The 18,411-nt window shown below is 37.6% G+C and carries 16 protein-coding genes and 1 riboswitch; of the genes, 10 read left to right on the top strand and 6 right to left on the bottom strand.

Annotation, left to right across the window (positions count from 1 at the left end):
* Positions 1-217 precede the first annotated feature (217 nt).
* Complete coding sequence (locus IPU53_RS19395) at positions 218-781, bottom strand: GNAT family N-acetyltransferase (protein WP_207452641.1); 564 nt, start codon at positions 779-781, stop codon at positions 218-220.
* Positions 782-1,104: 323 nt separating this feature from the next.
* Here IPU53_RS19395 and IPU53_RS19390 point away from each other — a divergent pair, with 323 nt between their 5' ends.
* The gene (locus tag IPU53_RS19390; RefSeq protein ID WP_242698428.1) at positions 1,105-1,455 is read left to right on the top strand and encodes a DUF4870 domain-containing protein; all 351 of its coding nucleotides are present in this window, start codon (positions 1,105-1,107) and stop codon (positions 1,453-1,455) included.
* A 192-nt stretch (positions 1,456-1,647) separates the two neighbouring features.
* A complete protein-coding gene (locus IPU53_RS19385; RefSeq protein ID WP_207452640.1) occupies positions 1,648-2,340 on the top strand; it encodes a hypothetical protein in 693 nt (230 codons plus the stop codon).
* Here the strand turns inward: IPU53_RS19385 and IPU53_RS19380 are convergent.
* Entirely contained in the window at positions 2,330-4,177 is a 1,848-nt protein-coding gene (locus IPU53_RS19380; protein ID WP_242698427.1) for a DNA ligase D, read from the bottom strand. The two genes, IPU53_RS19385 and IPU53_RS19380, sit on opposite strands and share 11 nt — an antisense overlap.
* A 280-nt stretch (positions 4,178-4,457) precedes the next feature.
* Between IPU53_RS19380 and ku the strand changes: the two genes are divergently transcribed.
* Both ku and IPU53_RS19370 read left to right on the top strand, forming a co-directional pair.
* Positions 4,458-5,285, top strand: coding sequence for a non-homologous end joining protein Ku (ku, locus tag IPU53_RS19375; RefSeq protein ID WP_207452639.1), 828 nt, complete (start codon positions 4,458-4,460; stop codon positions 5,283-5,285).
* A 330-nt stretch (positions 5,286-5,615) separates the two neighbouring features.
* A complete protein-coding gene (locus IPU53_RS19370) occupies positions 5,616-5,816 on the top strand; it encodes a cold-shock protein (RefSeq protein ID WP_207452638.1) in 201 nt (66 codons plus the stop codon).
* A gap of 349 nt (positions 5,817-6,165) precedes the next feature.
* Here IPU53_RS19370 and IPU53_RS19365 read toward each other — a convergent pair whose 3' ends face one another.
* From IPU53_RS19365 to IPU53_RS19350, 4 genes are all read right to left on the bottom strand, one after another.
* Complete coding sequence (locus IPU53_RS19365) at positions 6,166-7,206, bottom strand: ribonucleotide-diphosphate reductase subunit beta (RefSeq protein ID WP_207452637.1); 1,041 nt, start codon at positions 7,204-7,206, stop codon at positions 6,166-6,168.
* Positions 7,182-7,625, bottom strand: coding sequence for a flavodoxin (locus tag IPU53_RS19360; protein ID WP_207452636.1), 444 nt, complete (start codon positions 7,623-7,625; stop codon positions 7,182-7,184). Before IPU53_RS19360 ends, IPU53_RS19365 begins: the two co-directional genes overlap by 25 nt.
* A complete protein-coding gene (locus IPU53_RS19355; protein WP_207452635.1) occupies positions 7,610-9,883 on the bottom strand; it encodes a ribonucleoside-diphosphate reductase subunit alpha in 2,274 nt (757 codons plus the stop codon). Before IPU53_RS19355 ends, IPU53_RS19360 begins: the two co-directional genes overlap by 16 nt.
* A 230-nt stretch (positions 9,884-10,113) precedes the next feature.
* Positions 10,114-10,298: riboswitch (cobalamin riboswitch) on the bottom strand.
* Positions 10,299-10,628: 330 nt separating this feature from the next.
* Entirely contained in the window at positions 10,629-11,810 is a 1,182-nt protein-coding gene (locus IPU53_RS19350; RefSeq protein ID WP_207452634.1) for an ROK family transcriptional regulator, read from the bottom strand.
* Positions 11,811-11,941: 131 nt separating this feature from the next.
* Between IPU53_RS19350 and xylA the strand changes: the two genes are divergently transcribed.
* From xylA to IPU53_RS19320, 6 genes are all read left to right on the top strand, one after another.
* On the top strand, positions 11,942-13,267 hold the full coding sequence (xylA, locus tag IPU53_RS19345) for a xylose isomerase (RefSeq protein WP_207452633.1): 1,326 nt from the start codon (positions 11,942-11,944) through the stop codon (positions 13,265-13,267).
* Positions 13,268-13,294: 27 nt separating this feature from the next.
* Positions 13,295-14,794 carry a xylulokinase gene (xylB, locus tag IPU53_RS19340; RefSeq protein ID WP_207452632.1) on the top strand — a complete coding sequence of 500 codons (1,500 nt, stop codon included), beginning with the start codon at positions 13,295-13,297 and terminating at the stop codon, positions 14,792-14,794.
* 187 nt (positions 14,795-14,981) lie between these two features.
* A complete protein-coding gene (locus IPU53_RS19335; RefSeq protein WP_207452631.1) occupies positions 14,982-15,314 on the top strand; it encodes a four-helix bundle copper-binding protein in 333 nt (110 codons plus the stop codon).
* 119 nt (positions 15,315-15,433) lie between these two features.
* Positions 15,434-16,138, top strand: coding sequence for a response regulator transcription factor (locus IPU53_RS19330; RefSeq protein WP_207452650.1), 705 nt, complete (start codon positions 15,434-15,436; stop codon positions 16,136-16,138).
* Positions 16,135-17,496 carry a sensor histidine kinase gene (locus tag IPU53_RS19325; RefSeq protein WP_207452630.1) on the top strand — a complete coding sequence of 454 codons (1,362 nt, stop codon included), beginning with the start codon at positions 16,135-16,137 and terminating at the stop codon, positions 17,494-17,496. The genes IPU53_RS19330 and IPU53_RS19325 overlap by 4 nt, the downstream gene beginning before the upstream one ends.
* Before the next feature lie 267 nt (positions 17,497-17,763).
* Positions 17,764-18,309 carry a PepSY domain-containing protein gene (locus tag IPU53_RS19320; protein ID WP_207452629.1) on the top strand — a complete coding sequence of 182 codons (546 nt, stop codon included), beginning with the start codon at positions 17,764-17,766 and terminating at the stop codon, positions 18,307-18,309.
* Positions 18,310-18,411 lie beyond the last annotated feature (102 nt).

The raw sequence follows: 18,411 nt of genomic DNA, 5'->3' as shown, positions 1-18,411 counted from the left end.
CGGAAACTATAAAATTGTCGCTTGTGGATAAGTTTAAATTTGAGTTTTGTCGTCTAGCTCAAGCCGATAGGCGGGCGCCTTGCGCTTTTGTTTCATCCAGCTCCAGCGCCTAGCCCCTCGAGGTCAAATGTTCCTGAACCTATGAAGGGAAAAATCCCCTTCCTAGGTTCAGGAACATTTGCTTGTCGGGGCTGATCAAGGCGCTTGCGCTTTTGTTCTATGCTTCCAATTGTTGTAGGGAGATTTGTGTATCTGTTTTTCTCATATAAGTCATGGTGAATAAATCTTTTGGAATCTCATATAGATCATATAGATAAAAGCCTGGATTTAATTGCTGAAAAACCAAAGGTTTCGTTTCATTTGCTTTTAAGACATAAGGTAATTTTTCGGCAGCTTTTTTCGAACGGTAATTTTCGGTTTTGATTCTCATGTAGACCGTTTCTATTGCTTTTTCAAAAAACAATTGTTGTAAAAATAATTCCTTCACCAATGAATTATATCCTTTGCCGTGATAGGCTTTCCCAAGCCAAGTGCCTAGAAAACCAGCTCCATGCTGAATATCAAATAAATTAATGATGCCAATTGGATTTCCCCATTCATCTAAGATCGTCCTAGAAATGAGTTCACCTTGATCTTCTGCTTCAATTGTTTGTTTGGTAATAAATAAAAATTCCTCAAAGGAATACGCTTTTTGACGCACGAAAGGGAAGACATCCGGGTGCGTCATTAATTCATAAAGAACTTGACATTCATGCCCAGTTAACTCGCGTTTTTTGAGCATCATGACCCCTCCTAGTTGGGGCAGTCCTAAATAGTCGATTCTGCCCCACGAAATTTTTTAAAATTGCATAAAAAATTTCGGGGTGGGAATCGAACCCACTAGAACCAGTTAATCACTGGTGGCGCACCATTTGCCTTCCCTCAATTATGAGCGATATGAAATTGTAAATCTTTATACTGACATCATACAAAAAAATTTCAAATTTGCATAGTAGTAAATATAGCGAATCGTCATTTTTTTTAACGGAAAGGGTGAAAATATTTGAAACTTATACTATAGTTAATACGTAGAATAGATAAGAAGCTAGAAATGGAGGAATTAGAATGGAAACTAACATGGATAATAAGGTGGAAAACAATAATAATGACAGAGTGCTTGCAGCTGTAATTTATATCATCAGTTTTGTCTCAGCATTTATCGGTCCTTTAGTTATTTGGTTAATCAAAAAAGATGAATCAGCCTTTATTGATTATCATGGAAAAGAATATTTGAACTTTTTCATCTCTTACGCCGTTTATGGGATTATTTCTGGTATTTTAATGATTGTTTTAATTGGTTTTGTTCTTGCTCCTATCGTTGGAATAGCAGCAACTATTTTTACCATTATTGCTGCTGTTAAAGCCTACGATGGGCAAGCATATCGCATCCCATTTATTTTCCGTATTATTAAATAATGGAAAAATCTCGAATAGCTCTTGATAATTCGTTTATCAAGGGCTGTTTTCTGTTGATTGCCGGCATTTTGTCATAAGCTTGTCCCGGTTTTCATATAGTAGTTATTACATTCAATAAAGTGAAACTCCTCTGAAAAAGCCACAAGGTAGGGGAGATTACTGCCCATTTATGCGGGATAAAAGGTGAATCATATGAATATAAGGGATTATTACTCTGGAATGTCAAGATTATATATACATCAAAGCATTTTATGCGTGATTGTTTTCTTGGTTGTCGTCTTTCCAGCTCTACAGATAACAAGTTTTTTTCCGACGAACACCGCAGGTATCTTACTATTCGTCATGCTAATTTATTATGCCCTGCGTCACATTTATTTTGCCTATAAAAGTCATAAGCTTCCGAATCCAGCCATTTTTCGAAATGAAGGGGAAGTTTTACTTATGCTAGCGCCATCGCCTGTTACAGCGTATCAGGGAAAGCTATTCACTGGGAGTGGATTTTGTGCCTTCTCCATAAAAAAAGGGAGAAAAGTGAAGGATCAGCTCTTTACTGTAACAGACCATCGGAAAAATACGTATTGGCTTGTTCAAATGAATGCTTTAGGTATGCAATTATTAGAGGCTGGAAAAAAAAATCCCCTGAGAATGCTCAAAAGTGAGAAACGTGAATATCGTACAACGGATGGCCAGTATTACCGGATTGTAAAATCTGTGTATACATTTTCGATTAAGAAGAATGGAAAAAAAATCATGTCTGTTTCTCAAGGACTAATGCCCATCAGTATGCAGCGCATCTTCTCAGCTAGTACACCGATTATAAAATTTGATCGGCAAATAAACGAAGAAGAACGCATTTTTTGTTTAGTGCTTTATTTTACAAATTAGGAGAATCCCTGTGAATCATTTGGAGAACTTGATCAAAGGGTTGCTGTTCTTTACTAGTGAAAAATGTTGAAAAAGGATTCCCAATTGTTTCGACCCTTTTGCTTACTTCATCGATCGTAAAACTTTTCGGATTTAATTTTTCGTTTATTTCATGCCAATATAATGGAGCGGCTACAAGTCCTTTTGAAGGTAAACGAACAGAATATGGAGCTATAATTGTCTTTCCTTCGGCATGTTGGATAAAGTCAACATACAGCTTTCCTTGCCTATTTTTTTTCAAGCGTTCAATGGTAAATAAGTGGGGATGATAGGCCACAAGGAATTTTGCTAAGAATTCCGTAAATACTCGCGTTTCATCCCAAGTATATTTGGATTCAGGTAAAGGAATATACACCTGCATGCCTTTATTTCCAGAAAACTTCACAAAGCCGGTTAATGAAAAAGAATTCAATACTCTATTGATAATGAGTGCCGCTCGTACAGCCAGCTGAAATTCCTCCTGAGAAGGAGGGTCTAAATCAATCACAATTTCGCTGACAAAGCGATCGTTAATCGTTTGAAAAGGAATATGATACTCAATTGCTAGCTGATTTCCAAGCCAGATCAATGTTTCTAAATGATTGCAAACAATCATTTGATTATCGTCATATGGAATCGATTCAACGAAATCTGGTGCACTGTTAGGCTTGTTTTTTTGATAAAAAAACTCACCAAACTCTCCATGTGGTGCTCGAATCACGGTTAATAAACGATTTTCTAAAAAGGGTAAGAGATAAGGAGAGATCTTTCTTAAATAGCGTAAAAAATCAATTTTCTTCACGTGATTTTCTTTCCATAAGATTTTTTCAGGATGAGAGATATCAATTCCACTTGGGAAGGCCGCATCCTTGATAAGAAACTCATTAAATGAACATTGATCAGGTGTAAGGTCCAAGCGTAACTGCTTGAAAAAAGGTTCTCTTAGTTGTGCCCCTTTCCATTCTAAAAAGTAAAGATCTAGACAGATAGCGGGCTCCATTATAAAAAGCGAACCCTTTTGAGACTGAGAATTGTTTAAGACCGTTTCGCGAAGCGCATTTTTTGTTTCGGTATCTAACCCATTTATAAACACACCTAATGGGATCATGGATTGCTCCTCATCAAATACTCCTACATAAAAGTAATGATTTTCTTCATCGTACCCAGTGATAAAGCAAGAGACTGTGTTCCAATTTTTGATTTTCATCCAGTGTCTACTTCTTTTTCCTTCTTCCCATATACTACCCTTTTGTTTTGCAACAATGCCCTCACTATTATAATCGTACATTTTATTTGCAAGCTGTTCAAAGTCTTCCTCATTAGGGATAAATTGAAGTAGCTTATCCTCCTCATAAGCTGGAGATAAAGGAAGATCAAGCTGATTGAAAAGAGAGGATAGTTGTTTTTTTCGACTGTCATAAGCCATCTGTGTCGTCGATTGTCCAGTCATTTCTAATAAATCAAACGCTAAAAACCGACAAGGACGAAGCTGGGAGGCCTCACCGATTTTACCTTTTGTCTTTAAACGTCCACGGATCTGCAGTTGTGAAAAATTAGCTTTATAATCATTTTCAAGCACGACTAATTCTCCGTCTATTTTCAGAGGAAGCCATGGCTTCAATTGTTCTTGAAGAGAGGCTAAATACTCCGTCAGCTCTGGAAATTGCGGTAATAAATTTTTCCCATTACGACTCCACAGAAAGCATTGATGTTCTTGCCAATCAAGGATGCCGCGAAATCCGTCATATTTTATTTCATACAACCATTTTCCATGTTTTGGATGATCAAAAACTAAGGTAGGAAGCATTGGTTTCAGCATAGAATCACCTTTATCCCGCATTAACTGGCTGTAAGCTCTCCATTAAGAATTCGTGGAAAAAACTAGAATGACATGTGGAGATCAACAGCCCGTAAAAGCCCGATTTGTTCAACTAACAAACAGTGGAAATGAAGAAAACCTCACTGATTGAAGTTTCAATTTATGTTTGTTATTGAAATTAGCATACCCAACTTTCTATGGATTTTTCCCAATTGTTACTTGGGATAATTTTTTTCGTAAATGCAAATGCTATTAAAAAAGCGAAGAAGAAGGTGTATGAATGCATACAATGTGGAAGGGAAGCATCAGTTTTGGCCTCGTGAATATTCCGATTAAATTACATGCGGCGACAGAAGATAAGGATATTAAATTTCGTTCTCTTCATAATAAATGTAATACGCCAATAAAATACGAGAAAATCTGTCCAGTATGTGAGGAAAAAGTAAAAACGGATGATATTGTAAAGGGGTATGAATTAACAAAAGGGGAGTATGTGGTAGTTGAGCAAGACGAATTAAAAGCATTAGCAGGGGAAAAAGGAGAAAAGGCTGTAGAGATCATCGATTTTATTCATTTAAATGAAATTGATCCGATTTATTTTAACCGAAGCTACTACATGTCCCCAGACGGTGGAGCAAAAGCATACGGTCTTTTACGGAAAGCTCTAATAGAAAGTGGAAAAGCTGGCATCGCTAAAATCATCATTCGCTCAAAAGAGCAATTAGCTGTTATTCGTGTATATGAAAAAACACTTTTAATGGAGACCATTCATTATCCTGATGAAGTTAGAAAGGTGACCGAGGTGCCAAATGTACCAAATGAAGATGAGGCATCTAAAAAGGAAATTGATACAGCTATTTTATTAATTGACCAACTAACCACACCATTTGCACCTGAAAAATACGAAGATGAATATCGAAACAAAGTCATGGAGCTTATCCAAACAAAGCAAAAAGGGGAAAAAACAGTCACCGCAAAACCAGAAAAAACGACAGAAAATATTACGGATTTGATGGCTGCATTGCAAGCCTCTATTGATAAATCAAAACCGGAAAAGAAAACAACAAAGCGGAAAAAGACGACAAAGAAAACAGCAGAACCTAGATAAGAATGATAGTTAGCTGTTAGGTGATAGGAGGTGTAAATCCCTGAAAAAGCAGGAATTTTGGCGAAAAAAGCCGAAAAAGTTTTTCGCTATTTTCTTGCTTTTTCCAATTTCCTCATGTATGATGAAATTGCTTAGCATTGTTGATTGAAAGTTTAATAATTCTAACTATTTTTATGGCAGATACCAGCCACAGTTTAATTTTGGAGTTAAAATTCACATGTTATAATGAATATCTGCTCCTAAAAGTGGGTATTGATTATAATATGTGATTTTTTATTTACTTGGTAAATATGAAGAACATATTAAAAATTTTTTGGAGGTTTTATACGAATGGCAACAGGTACAGTAAAATGGTTTAACAGTGAAAAAGGCTTTGGCTTCATCGAAGTTGAAGGCGGAAATGATGTATTCGTTCATTATAGTGCAATCGGTGGGGAAGGCTTCAAAACACTTGACGAAGGTCAACAAGTTGAATTTGATATCGTTGAAGGACAACGTGGCCCACAAGCTGAAAACGTTGTGAAACTATAATGAAAAAAACCTAACTCTAATCATGAGTTAGGTTTTTTTCATTTTTAAAAATATGGGAATGCATAAATTTTGGTTAATGCTGAATCTAGCGTTTGTGCTTTTCTTGTGGCTAGGAATGGATAATTGTTTACATTGCGGTTGGTGTCTAGCTCCAGCGCCCAGCGACTAGCAAACTTTCAGCTTCTGTTTGCGTAAGTCAACATCGGCTCATTCTTCGCCGTGTATCCTTTATCTCAGGGCTACAGGATGTAGGTCAGAACAGCGTTGCGCCAGGACGGCGCGTTTTTAGCTGTTCATCCTTACTATGAAAGTTTGTACGTCGCTAAACGGGCGCTTTCGCTTTTGTTCTTTACAGTTCATCAAATCCGTTTAGATCACTTGTTTTTGTGTACTGTCTCGATTTTTGCTCAAAGAAATCTGTCTTAGTGTCGTCAAAGTTATCAACATAAGCCCGAATCCATTTCATTGGGTTTTCCGTATGATCTTGATAAATTTCACTCAAGCCCAGCAAACGTAGCATTTTATTTGCTCGGTATTTAATATAACCTTCCATCTCCATTAAATCGATGCCATCAATATTGGCAAGAATGTAATGACTCCACTTTGTTTCCTGTTCAACTGAATGACGAAATTGTTCATAAACCCAATCCGTAAATTCATTTGTGTTAAGTTCTGGATGTTCCGCCAAGGTGGCGCGAAAGAGATCACTAATAAAACGCCCATGCTGCAATTCATCCCGATTAATATAACTGATCATCGTAGAGGTACCAACCATTTTTTGATCTCTAGCTAAGTTATAAAAAAAGGCAAAGCCGGAATAAAAGAATAGACCTTCCAGTAATGACGTATATACCATTGCTTTTAATACATTTTCAATCGTAGGCTTTTGAGCAAATTCATTATAGACTTCCATAATACGAGTGTTTCGCTCTAATAACACTTCATCCGTTCGACCAGTTTCAAAGGACTCGTTTTGTTTATCTAAAGTTGTTACAGAGGAAAGAACATAGGCGTAGCTATGATTATGTTCACTTTCCTGATCAGCGATGGTTGCCATCACAGATTTAACAGAAGGATCAGTTGAATATTGAGCAATTCTAGCTGCCATATCCGTTTGTGGTCCATCTAACGTAGCTAGTAGTCCAATAATTTTTAGGAACGCTGTTTGTTCTGTCATCGTTAAATTCGGAAATTGTTTCGTATCATGAGTCATATCAACCTCGCTGGATCGCCAAAAGAGCGCGCGAATTTGCTCACGATGTTTATAGAAATGGGGATACTTTAAATCATTCCAATTCAAAATCCCACTGGCTTTCCCACCGAAAAGGGCAGTAGATCGGTTTGGATGAATGGGATCAAGGATATTTACTTTACTAAGTGTAGTGGACAATGTTTAATAACTCCTTCCGTCCAGCGGATCACTTTTTCTTCTTGTGATCCTCTAGGACTTTGTTCGATTTTCAAAGGGGGAAGGGGAGAGTGATAGAATTTAGCCAATTTTACAGCCGCATGGCAAAATAAGTCATCTCCACCAAATTGGGTATCACCTGTTCCAAAGACAAACACAGAGGGAGGTTTATAGCCAATCTCGTATACAAACTCTTTTATCTCTTCAGGTGTTCCGCCTCTATCCCATGTAAACGTACCGATAAGCATTGCATCGAATGCAGCTGGATCTGGAATTCTACCTGTACCAATCCAATATTGTTCCGTACAAATGCCTTCCTGTTGTAGCTTATGATTAATTAATTCAGCGACTTCCTTTGTATTACCGCTATAGCTGGCATAACAAATTAAGATTCGCACCATTCACACTCCTCAATATCTGAAGCCGTAGAGCGCACATAGTAAGTGGTTTTTAAACCTGAATCCCAGGCTTGTAAATGTAAATCAAGCAACACTTTTGCCTTAATATTATTTGGTACATAGAAGTTAAAAGAGATCGATTGATCAATATGATGTTGTCTAGCAGCATTTTGCTGTATAGACCATCGTTGATCCACAATATAAGCTGAGCGTCGATACACATCATACGTACGATGATTTAAGTCAGGTGCTACGAATGGTAATTTGTAGTCTTTCTTTTCTTCATAATAAAAAGGTTTGAAAATTGGATCGATACTAGCTGTTGAACCCGCAATAACAGAAGTACTGGAGTTTGGAGCAACGGCCATTAAATAACCATTTCTTAATCCGAAGGTTGCGGCCTCATCCATAATGGAACGCCACTCTTCATCATTTTCATAGCCTCGCTGTTGAAAATACTGGCCAGTTTGCCAGTCACTTCCCGCAAACATTGGATAGGCACCTTTTTCTTTTGCCAAGTCAATGCTCGCTTGAATGGTCAACTTTGAAATACGTTCATATAATTGATCGGCAAATTCAACAGCTTCCTTGGATTCCCACTTCAGGTTTTTCAGAGCCAAGATATGATGCCATCCAAACGTTCCTAAGCCAATCGCGCGATATTTTTTATTGGTGATCATCGCTTGCTTAACATCAATCGTGTTAAGATCAATGACATTATCCAGCATCCGAACCTGAATAGGAATGAGACGTTGTAAAACTTCTTGCTCATCATCATCCAACTGAACCGTTCTGCCAAGATTAATAGAGGAAAGATTACATACGACAAAATCCCCTGGTTTTTTATACGTGATAATAGTTCCATCTTCTACAATTTCTTCTGATTGAAGAGTAGGAGACATATTTTGCATGATTTCTGTACATAGATTACTTGAATAGACCATTCCAGCATGTTTATTTGGATTTTTTCGATTCACTTCATCGCGATAAAACATAAAAGGTGTGCCTGTTTCAAGCTGAGATTTCATGATACGTACCATGATTTGAATAGCAGGAATTTTCGTTTTCTTTAATTGTGGATGTTGGATACATTCCTCATACTTTTCTCGAAAGCTACCATTTCCTCTTTGTTCATCATAATAATCTTCGAGAGAAAAGCCTAATAGATTTCTCACCTCATGCGGATCAAATAAGAACCAATCCTCACGATTCTCTACTTTCTCCATAAAAAGATCAGGTAGACATACACCGGTAAAAATATCATGTGCTCGTTGCCTTTCATCACCATTATTCAATTTTAAATCCAAAAATGACAAAATATCAGCATGCCATACATCTAGATAGACGGCAATAGCACCTTTTCTACGACCAAGTTGGTCCACGCTAACGGCTGTATTGTTTAACTGTTTAATCCATGGCAGTACACCAGAGGATGCTCCTTTAAAACCTTTTATGGATGAGCCTCGACTTCTAACTTTTCCCATATAGACCCCAATACCACCGCCATCTTTCGAAAGACGAGCGACATCTGTATTGCTATTGTATATGCCAATAAGGGAGTCTTCGACTGTGTCAATAAAACAACTAGATAATTGGCCATGAGCAAGTCCAGCATTTGCGAGTGTAGGGGTTGCTACAGTCATGTAGAGATTAGATAAAGCCCAGTAAGCTTCTGCGATCAGTGCAAATCGTTTCTCCCTTGGCTCATCTTGCATCAAATGCATGGAGATCACTAACCAACGCTCTTGTGGTAGCTCATATGTATTTTTTTGATGATCTGTTGCTAAATATCGCGTTGCTAGCGTGTGTAAACCGATGTAATCAAATAATAAATCTTTTTCAGGATCCAATAAAGTGGAAATGCGTTCAATTTCTGCCTTTTCATATTTTTCTAGAAGCTGTGGTGTGTAAATCCCCTTATCGGTTAACTGTTTTAATAAGGAATAGAAATCACCGTATTTCTGTTCCTGATCATATCCGCGATGAAATCTCGCTTGTCTATAGAGTTTGTGTAAATAGATTTTCGCTGCTTCGAAACTCCATTCAGTATTGACTTCATCCACATTTTCTAATGCGGCATTAATTAAGATGGAAGTGACCTCATCGGTGTTAATTTGTGCTTTTGCTTCAATAGCTCGGATTACTTTATCGATGTATTCCTGGGATTGAATAGAAGTAACTTTTTGAATGTATGCTTGGATTCGCTCCTGGTTAAAGTGGGTAGGAAGTGTTTCTTCTTGTTTTGAAATAATTGTAGTCAATGATAATCACCTTTCTATCAATAGAATAAAATCAGAAAAACTCAGCTATCTTTGGGGAGGGGTGTAGTACACCTTGTGTAAGAGTAAAATATTCTTGTTGCATTCTACGCAAAACTTATGGACAGGGTGAAGTAAATAAAAAAATTCGCCATAGAAAAAGGCGAATTAAACGATAGGAAAGAAAGGCATATATTCACTATCGCTTCACCTTCTTGCTCCCCGAAGAAATGAAACTCCGACAAATAAAGGTAGGTCTCCTGACTCATGCTTCATCCTACTGGGGCCTTCCCAGTTCGAGTTTTGTCGAACCAGTGGCGAATCCGTTCGTTCGCATTTACAGTTGCGGGGACAGTCCCGGAATTCCACCGGATTCCCTTTTAAAGCCTTAACAGGCGCCTTTATTTGTTGAAATCAATATATAGTATGGTGTTTGCTATTAAAACACAAAATGTAGTATCTTTAATGATATTACCATGATTGATTCTGAATAGCAACCATTACCATGTTTAAAATTGTCCAAAGGTAATCATGCCATTTTTCTACAATATTTGGCAATTAATTTGATTGCCATAAACATCATTATATCCAAAAAGTGGCCGTTGTTCATAGAAAAAAATTCAAAAAAAGCAAGAAGCATCCAAAAGTCATAGAACTGGCTTTTGGATGCTGCATGTAGAAAAGGGGCTTTATGATGATACCACTCGCTTTCCGTGGGTAGATGGGAATGTTCCGCGTGCTCTATTCTTTACTTATTCTTCACTTTTAAAAAGTTTTCTGTTGAAAAGGCTGCGGCTCCCAATGCGGCAGAGTAGGAGGAAAGCTTCGAGAATTTAATTTGCAAATCATGTTTTTGAAAGAATTGAATACGGTTAGCTAATTGTTTTTCTAATGATGGTTGAATCCATTTTTTTGTACTAGCCATTCGGTTTCCGATGACAATCTCCTGAGGATTAAAAATATTAATGATATTATTTATCCCTACCCCCAGATACTCCCCGATTTCATGAAATAAATAGATGGCATGTTCATTACCGCTTTCGGCAAGCTCTACTATATATTCAAGTGAAAGGTCAGTCTGGTTAGCTGGAAGGAGGCTTAATGTTTTTGCTTGTTGAATAAGCGCCTGTTCTGAGGCATATAGTTCCCAACAGCCTTTATTTCCACAACGACAAAGATCCCCATTTACATTAATCGACATATGGCCAAGTTCTCCAGAAAAGCCTTTATTGCCTTTATATAACTGGCCATTTAAGATCATTCCTACTCCGATACCGATGCCAACACTTACATAAATCAAATGTTTTGAATCTTTGCCAACACCATACTTTTTTTCTCCGTAAGCACCAGCGTTGGCTTCATTTTCGATAATCGTCGGGATTTTGAATTCTTCTTCCAATATGGATTGGAGTTCAATATTTTTCCAGGATAGATTAGGGGCGAGTAATACTTTTCCAGATTTATTAACTGTTCCTGGGACACCTACTCCTATGCCAATAATACTATAAGGACTTTTTGGTGTAGAGTGGATTAAATCTCGTATCATTGCAAAAAGTTTCTCTTTCCATATTTCAAATGATTGGGAATGAATTTTTATCTGTTTTTCTATATGGATATGCCCAGTTAAATCAGTTAAAACACCAAGTAAATAATTGACACCAATGTTAATTCCAATGGAATAGCCAGCGGTTTTGTTAAAGAGAAGCATAACGGGTCTTCTCCCACCACTTGATTCACCTGGACCTGATTCATAAATAAACTCTTCTTCTATTAACTCGTGGACAAGGGAAGAAACCGTTCCTTTATTAAGCCCAGTTTTCGTTGCAATTTCCGCTCTTGAAATAGGGGAGGATTGGATAATCGTTTTAAAGACTAAAAATTTATTTTCCTTTTTGACGACATGTTGGTTCCAAGTCTTTTCACTCTTCATACTTTTCAACTCTTTCGATTTTAATCATCATTAGTATACACTTAGTTTATCCGATAGACAAACTTCTGAATGATTGTTATAATGCAATTGCAAACATTTACATGATACTTAAATTTCAAGGAGGTTTCAATATGAGCTATTTTAATAACATTGGTAAAATTAATTATGAAGGACCGAAATCAACGAATCCATATGCATTTAAATTTTATAACTCAAAAGAAGTCATTGCAGGTAAAACGATGGAGGAATACTTGCGATTTGGAGTAGCCTATTGGCATACATTTGTGGCAGATGGTTCAGATCCATTTGGAGTTGGGACGATGCAAAGACCTTGGGATCAATATGATGGAATGGATCTTGCCAAAGCTCGTCTTGAAGCTGCCTTTGAGTTCTTTGAAAAATTAACTGTTCCTTATTTTTGTTTCCATGATGTAGATATAGCTCCTGAAGGAAATAGCTTGAAGGAAACGTACCAAAATTTAGATACAATCGTTTCCATGATGAAAGATTATATGAAAGATAGCAAAACAAAATTGCTTTGGAATACAGCTAATAATTTCACACATCCACGCTTTATTCATGGTGCTGCTTCTTCTAATCATGCGGATGTATTTGCCTACTCTGCAGCAAAGGTGAAGAAAGGGTTAGAAATTGCCCAAGAATTAGGGGCAGAGAACTATGTATTCTGGGGAGGTCGTGAGGGATACGAAACGCTTCTTAATACAGATATGAAGCTTGAACTGGATAATCTTGGTCGTTTCTTCCATATGGCTGTAGACTATGCTAAAGAAATTGGTTTTAACGGTCAATTCCTTATTGAACCAAAACCAAAAGAACCAACTACACACCAGTATGATTTTGATGTGGCAAGCGGCTATGCATTTTTACAAAATTACGGTCTCCAAAACGATTTTAAGTTTAATATTGAAGCGAACCATGCGACACTTGCAGGTCATACGTTTGAGCATGAATTACATTATGCTCGGATCCATGGAATGCTAGGTTCAGTAGACGCAAACCAAGGCCATCCGTTACTAGGATGGGATACAGATGAGTTTCCGACTGATCTTTATTCTACTACTCTCGCTATGTACGAAATTATTAAAAATGGCGGTCTAGGCAAGGGTGGTTTAAACTTTGATGCAAAGGTTCGACGTGGTTCCTTCGAACCGGAAGATTTATTCCACGCTCATATTGCCGGGATGGACGGATTTGCTGTCGGACTTAAAGTCGCACAAAAATTAGTTGATGATAAGGTGCTTGATCATGTGATTGAAGAGCGCTATAGCAGTTTTAAGGAGGGAATTGGTCTTGATATCGTTCAAGGAAAAACTGATTTCCATCAACTTGAAGAATATGCATTAGGACTAAAGGACATTCAGCATCAATCAGGACGTCTAGAAAAAATTAAAGCAACGATTAATCAATATTTATTAACAGCATTTGCTGGTGAGTAAACGTAATAGAGGGATGAAGGTGACACGATGAAATATGTGATCGGTGTTGATTTGGGCACAAGTGCTGTGAAAATTTTATTAGTGGACCAAATGGGTGAAGTGGTAGAAGAGGTTTCCAAGCCTTATCCACTTTATCAGGAAAAAACAGGCTATAGTGAGCAACATCCAGAGGATTGGGTCGATCAGACAATCAAGGGATTGTCTGATCTCTTGCAGAAGTTTACTGGCGATATAGAGGAGATTGAAGGGATTAGCTTCTCTGGTCAAATGCATGGACTTGTATTGCTAGATGAAAATAATGAGGTTTTGCGTCCTGCAATCCTCTGGAATGATACGCGAACAACAGCTGAATGCCAGCAAATCTATGAACAAGTAGGCAAAGACCGTCTGCTTGCAATTACAAAAAATCCCGCTTTAGAAGGGTTTACATTACCGAAAATATTATGGGTAAAGAAGCATGAGCCGGATATATTTGCGAAGGCGACAACCTTCGTACTTCCAAAGGATTATATACGATATAAATTAACTGGACACATTCATATGGATTACTCGGATGCTGCTGGAACGCTTTTGTTGAATATAAGGGAGAAAGCGTGGAGCGAAGAAATATGTAACTTAGTTGGAATAGATCCAGCACTTTGCCCACCATTGATAGAAGCTTCTGATGAAGTGGGAACTATACAAGCGGAAATGGCAAAGGCAACAGGCTTATCCTCTTCCACTCGCGTGTTTGCGGGGGGAGCTGATAATGCTTGTGGCGCAGTCGGAGCGGGAATACTTGAAGACGGTCAGACACTGTGCAGTATCGGTACCTCTGGTGTTGTGTTGTCTTATGAAGAAAGTGATAAGAAAGATTTCCAAGGGAAGGTTCATTATTTTAACCACGGCGCCCCTAACGCCTATTATACGATGGGCGTCACATTAGCAGCTGGATACAGCTTAAGCTGGTTCAAAGACGTATTTGCTCCAGCAATATCATTTGATGATTTGCTAGCAGATCTTCATACGGTACCGGTAGGATCGAAGGGCTTGTTCTTTACCCCATATATAGTAGGAGAGAGAACGCCTTATGGAGACGCTGCGATACGGGGCAGCTTTATTGGAATGGACGGTTCTCATCAGCGAAAAGATTTTGTTCGTGCTGTGTTAGAAGGCATTACTTTTTCATTGAATGAGTCAATCGATATCTTCCGAAAAAATGGTAAACAGATTGATACAATTATCTCGATTGGCGGAGGGGCTAAAAGTGATGAATGGCTGCAAATTCAAGCGGATATCTTTGACGCAAAAATTGTAAAATTAACGAGTGAGCAAGGGCCAGGCATGGGGGCTGCTATGATAGCCGCCTTTGGATGTAAATGGTTTAAATCACTAAAAAATTGTGCTGATACATTTTTAAAGGTAGAGAAGAAAGTTCTCCCCAACCAAGAAAATGTAGAGAAATATAAAAAGTTATTTGCCATCTATCAAGAGATTTATCCGCAAACGAGAGAAATCAATGAACAACTTAAAGCATTTCGCGTATAAAGTGAAACTTCAATCAGTGGGAATTTTTGCCGCACAGGATATGCTAGTGCAGATATGACGATTGCCACCGTGAATTTAGCCTTTGATCCTTCCTTTTTGAACGTCCTTTTTAAGAAAGAATAAGAAAAAGGGTTTTATCAAGACTAATAAGGATAGAAGTATTAGTAAATAAAGGAGGAGGGACCAAATGAATCAGATTCAGGAGTACCAGTCCGTATTAACCGCCTTAAATGAATGTGTTCTCGCATGTAATAGTTGTTATCAGGCGTGTTTAAAAGAAGTTGATTTGCAGATGATGGTTGAATGCATTCGATTAGACAGGGAATGTGCCGATATTTGTGCCTATTTTGAGCAAGCGATTACGAGAGGGACACCTTATGTAGCTGAACTTGCGACCCTTTGTATAACCATTTGTAAAGATTGTGGCAATGAATGTAAACAACATAACCATGATCATTGTCAAAAGTGTGCAGCGGCTTGTTTAAAATGTGCGGAAGAATGCCAAGCACTACTCTCATAATAGGGAATGGCTAGGGTTTGTCCAAAATTTGGGCAAACCTTTTTCTTTTAGTGCTTTTCTTTTCAAAAAAATGTCTCTAGTGTAAACTAAATAAAAATCAATTATTGGGATGATGAATGATGGAGGAATTAAAAAGTAAAATTCTAATTGTTGAGGACGAGGAGAAAATTGCTCGTCTATTGGAACTCGAACTCACGTATGAGGGGTATGAAACCGCCAAGGCACGTGATGGACTTGAAGGATTAACGATGATACGTGAACAATCATGGGATCTTATTCTGTTAGACGTAATGTTGCCTGGCTTAAGTGGGATAGAAGTATTACGTAGAATAAGGACTCATGATCAAGCGATACCTGTAATTTTACTAACTGCAAAAGATTCTGTTGAAGATAAAGTCTCTGGGTTAGATTTGGGTGCTAATGATTACTTAACAAAACCTTTCCAAATCGAGGAATTATTTGCCCGAATTCGTGCTGCTTTAAGATTAAACCAGAAACAAAACACGTCTCTTGCTATTGAAGATTGGTTACAGGTTGGGGATTTAAAGTTAAGTGAGTCAACTAGGGAGGTTTTTCGCGGGGAGGCTGCCATCGATCTGACGCCAAGAGAATTTGATCTGCTTACCTACTTAATGAAGAATGAAAAAATTGTTTTAAATAGGGAGCAGCTATTAAATAATGTGTGGGGATATGACTATTATGGCGATACCAATATAGTGGATGTATATATCCGCTATTTGCGAAATAAAATTGACAAACCTTATGAACATTCACTAATACACACAATCCGTGGCGTCGGTTATGTATTGAAGGATAAGATATGAAACTGAGAAGTAAGATTAATTTATATACCTCTGTGCTGATCATCTTTCTCCTAGTCTTGATCAATAGCTCTATTTATTTTACATTCAATCATTTTATTTTAAAAAATGAGTTAGAAAAGGCTACTTTTCAGGCTTTAAATATTGTTAGGGAGATGGAGCAAACCGAATCAAGTAAGACAACGCAACATGTCCTAAGGGCTTACGTCCCTGTAAACAGTATGATCCGGGTGGTAAAACAAGATGGAACATCCGAAACCGCCACTACAGCTAAACAACAAGAGCGGCTTATTGATCTCCCGATAACATTCGTAGGGAAAGAGCGACATCAGATTGTGAAAAATAATGAGATCGTCTATGCGTTTGTTTCCATTCCGATAATCTGGGAACCTACAGGGGAGGTGGTAGAATTCCAATTAACAGAAAATCTCTCCTCCTCTGTCCAAATTTTATCCACTTTAAAATGGGTGCTCATTATTATTACGATCTTAGCGGCAATCCCAGTTATTTTCTCTTCACGTCTATTAGGAAATTTCATTACGAGGCCAATTACTAATTTAATTCGTACAATGAATGAAATACGAGAGAGTGACCAATACAAACGCATTGATCTTCCAAAAACGTCTAATGATGAACTTTATCAAATGGGAAAAACCTTCAATGAAATGATTCTTCAACTAGAGAAAAATTATGAGAAACAAGAAGCCTTTGTTTCGAATGCTTCTCATGAATTAAAAACCCCGCTTACCATTATTGAATCATATGCAAATTTATTAAAACGACGTGGTAAAGAGCGAGAAGAAATATTTGATGAATCTGTAGAGGCTATACACTCAGAAGCGATACGCATGAAAGAATTAACTCAGCAGCTCTTATTCTTAGCAAAAAATGATACACAATGGAAAGTGGAAATAACGCATATTGCTTTAGATGAGGTAATAAAAGAATCTGTTCAATCTTTTCGTACTGCTTTTCAACACAATATTATTCTTCAAATTGAGCAACCAATTGTTGTTCAGTCAGATTTACAAAAGCTTAAACAGCTTTTCTATATTTTAATGGATAATGCTTTGAAGTATAGTGAAGGTTCAGTAGAAGTAAAAGTAGGGAATTCAAAAGAATATGGCTGGGTTGAGATTTCGGACCATGGCATTGGAATTCCAGCGGAGGAATTATCTAAGATATTCGATCGTTTCTATCGAGTGGATAAAGCGAGAACTCGAAAATCAGGTGGGTTTGGATTAGGTTTACCGTTAGCAAAGGAAATGGCCAATGCGATAAATGCGACACTTAATGTGAAAAGTATTGAAGGGCAAGGGACTTGCGTACGAATCTTTTTGCCTGTAGCTTCCAGCAATTAATTTTTTTGCGCTTTGTTTGCGACGCTATAATTCTCATTAAATTCTCATGAATAGAGGATATGATGTCAAGAAAAGCGCAAGGCGCCCGCCTATCGGCGACAAGCAAATGTTCTGAGACAAAGAAAGGCGTCCTTTGCCTTTCATTGGCTCAGGTTATTTGACCTCGAGCCGATGGCGCCTGGAGCTAGACACCAATCGCAATGTAAACATTTATCCATAAGCTACAATTTTATAATTTCCTAAACAGTAAAAAAATGGAGAAGGATCATGATGAGAAGAAAATCTTTAAAACCCCTTATAATCCTTATTTGTATAGGTGTACTTACTTTTGCAATTTGGCAATTGTTTCAATATAAAACCTCAGTTGAACCTATAACAGAGGCGGATGCTGAGAATATTGTCAATGATATTTATAAAGCAGAAAGTACAAAAGTTACGAGTACCACTAAAGGGTTCCTGGTGACAATCGAGTTAAAAACAGGGATATATGAAATCGAAGTAGATCGTCAATCAGGCGACATCCTTGAGATTAACAGGGTGAAAGCAATAGATCCAAAACCTGATAAAGAAACTCCTGGAAAAAAAGAAGAGGATGAGAATAAAACAGAAGATTCCAATGTAATTATCACAAAGGAAAAAGCGCTTGAAATTGCACTTAATGAAGTTGAAGGTGAGGTAGATGATATTGATTTTGAAGAAGAGAATGGAGTTAGCTATTATTTTATTGAAATTGAACGTTCTGACGGTATGGAGGCAACGATCCAAATTAACGCTGTCACAGGTGAGGTAAAAACCACTACATGGGATGATTAATAGCAATCAATCGATTTCTCATGAAATTCTCATCATCCTATTCTTCTTTCCACATTTAAAATGGTTATGATAAACACATGATCAAGGAAAGGAGAGTAAAAA

The sequence above is a fragment of the Bacillus sp. SD088 genome, from assembly GCF_017355205.1.
GTDB lineage: Bacteria > Bacillota > Bacilli > Bacillales > Bacillaceae_C > Lederbergia.
This window is presented reverse-complemented; position numbering and strand designations above follow the sequence as displayed.

Bases quoted from the DNA above. Each gene is read 5' to 3' on its own strand.
- IPU53_RS19395 (WP_207452641.1), bottom strand. From the start codon at position 781: ATGCTCAAAAAACGCGAGTTAACTGGGCATGAATGTCAAGTTCTTTAT.
- IPU53_RS19390 (WP_242698428.1), top strand. From the start codon at position 1,105: ATGGAAACTAACATGGATAATAAGGTGGAAAACAATAATAATGACAGA.
- IPU53_RS19385 (WP_207452640.1), top strand. From the start codon at position 1,648: ATGAATATAAGGGATTATTACTCTGGAATGTCAAGATTATATATACAT.
- IPU53_RS19380 (WP_242698427.1), bottom strand. From the start codon at position 4,177: ATGCTGAAACCAATGCTTCCTACCTTAGTTTTTGATCATCCAAAACAT.
- ku (WP_207452639.1), top strand. From the start codon at position 4,458: ATGCATACAATGTGGAAGGGAAGCATCAGTTTTGGCCTCGTGAATATT.
- IPU53_RS19370 (WP_207452638.1), top strand. From the start codon at position 5,616: ATGGCAACAGGTACAGTAAAATGGTTTAACAGTGAAAAAGGCTTTGGC.
- IPU53_RS19360 (WP_207452636.1), bottom strand. From the start codon at position 7,625: ATGGTGCGAATCTTAATTTGTTATGCCAGCTATAGCGGTAATACAAAG.
- IPU53_RS19350 (WP_207452634.1), bottom strand. From the start codon at position 11,810: ATGAAGAGTGAAAAGACTTGGAACCAACATGTCGTCAAAAAGGAAAAT.
- xylA (WP_207452633.1), top strand. From the start codon at position 11,942: ATGAGCTATTTTAATAACATTGGTAAAATTAATTATGAAGGACCGAAA.
- xylB (WP_207452632.1), top strand. From the start codon at position 13,295: ATGAAATATGTGATCGGTGTTGATTTGGGCACAAGTGCTGTGAAAATT.
- IPU53_RS19335 (WP_207452631.1), top strand. From the start codon at position 14,982: ATGAATCAGATTCAGGAGTACCAGTCCGTATTAACCGCCTTAAATGAA.
- IPU53_RS19330 (WP_207452650.1), top strand. From the start codon at position 15,434: ATGGAGGAATTAAAAAGTAAAATTCTAATTGTTGAGGACGAGGAGAAA.
- IPU53_RS19325 (WP_207452630.1), top strand. From the start codon at position 16,135: ATGAAACTGAGAAGTAAGATTAATTTATATACCTCTGTGCTGATCATC.
- IPU53_RS19320 (WP_207452629.1), top strand. From the start codon at position 17,764: ATGATGAGAAGAAAATCTTTAAAACCCCTTATAATCCTTATTTGTATA.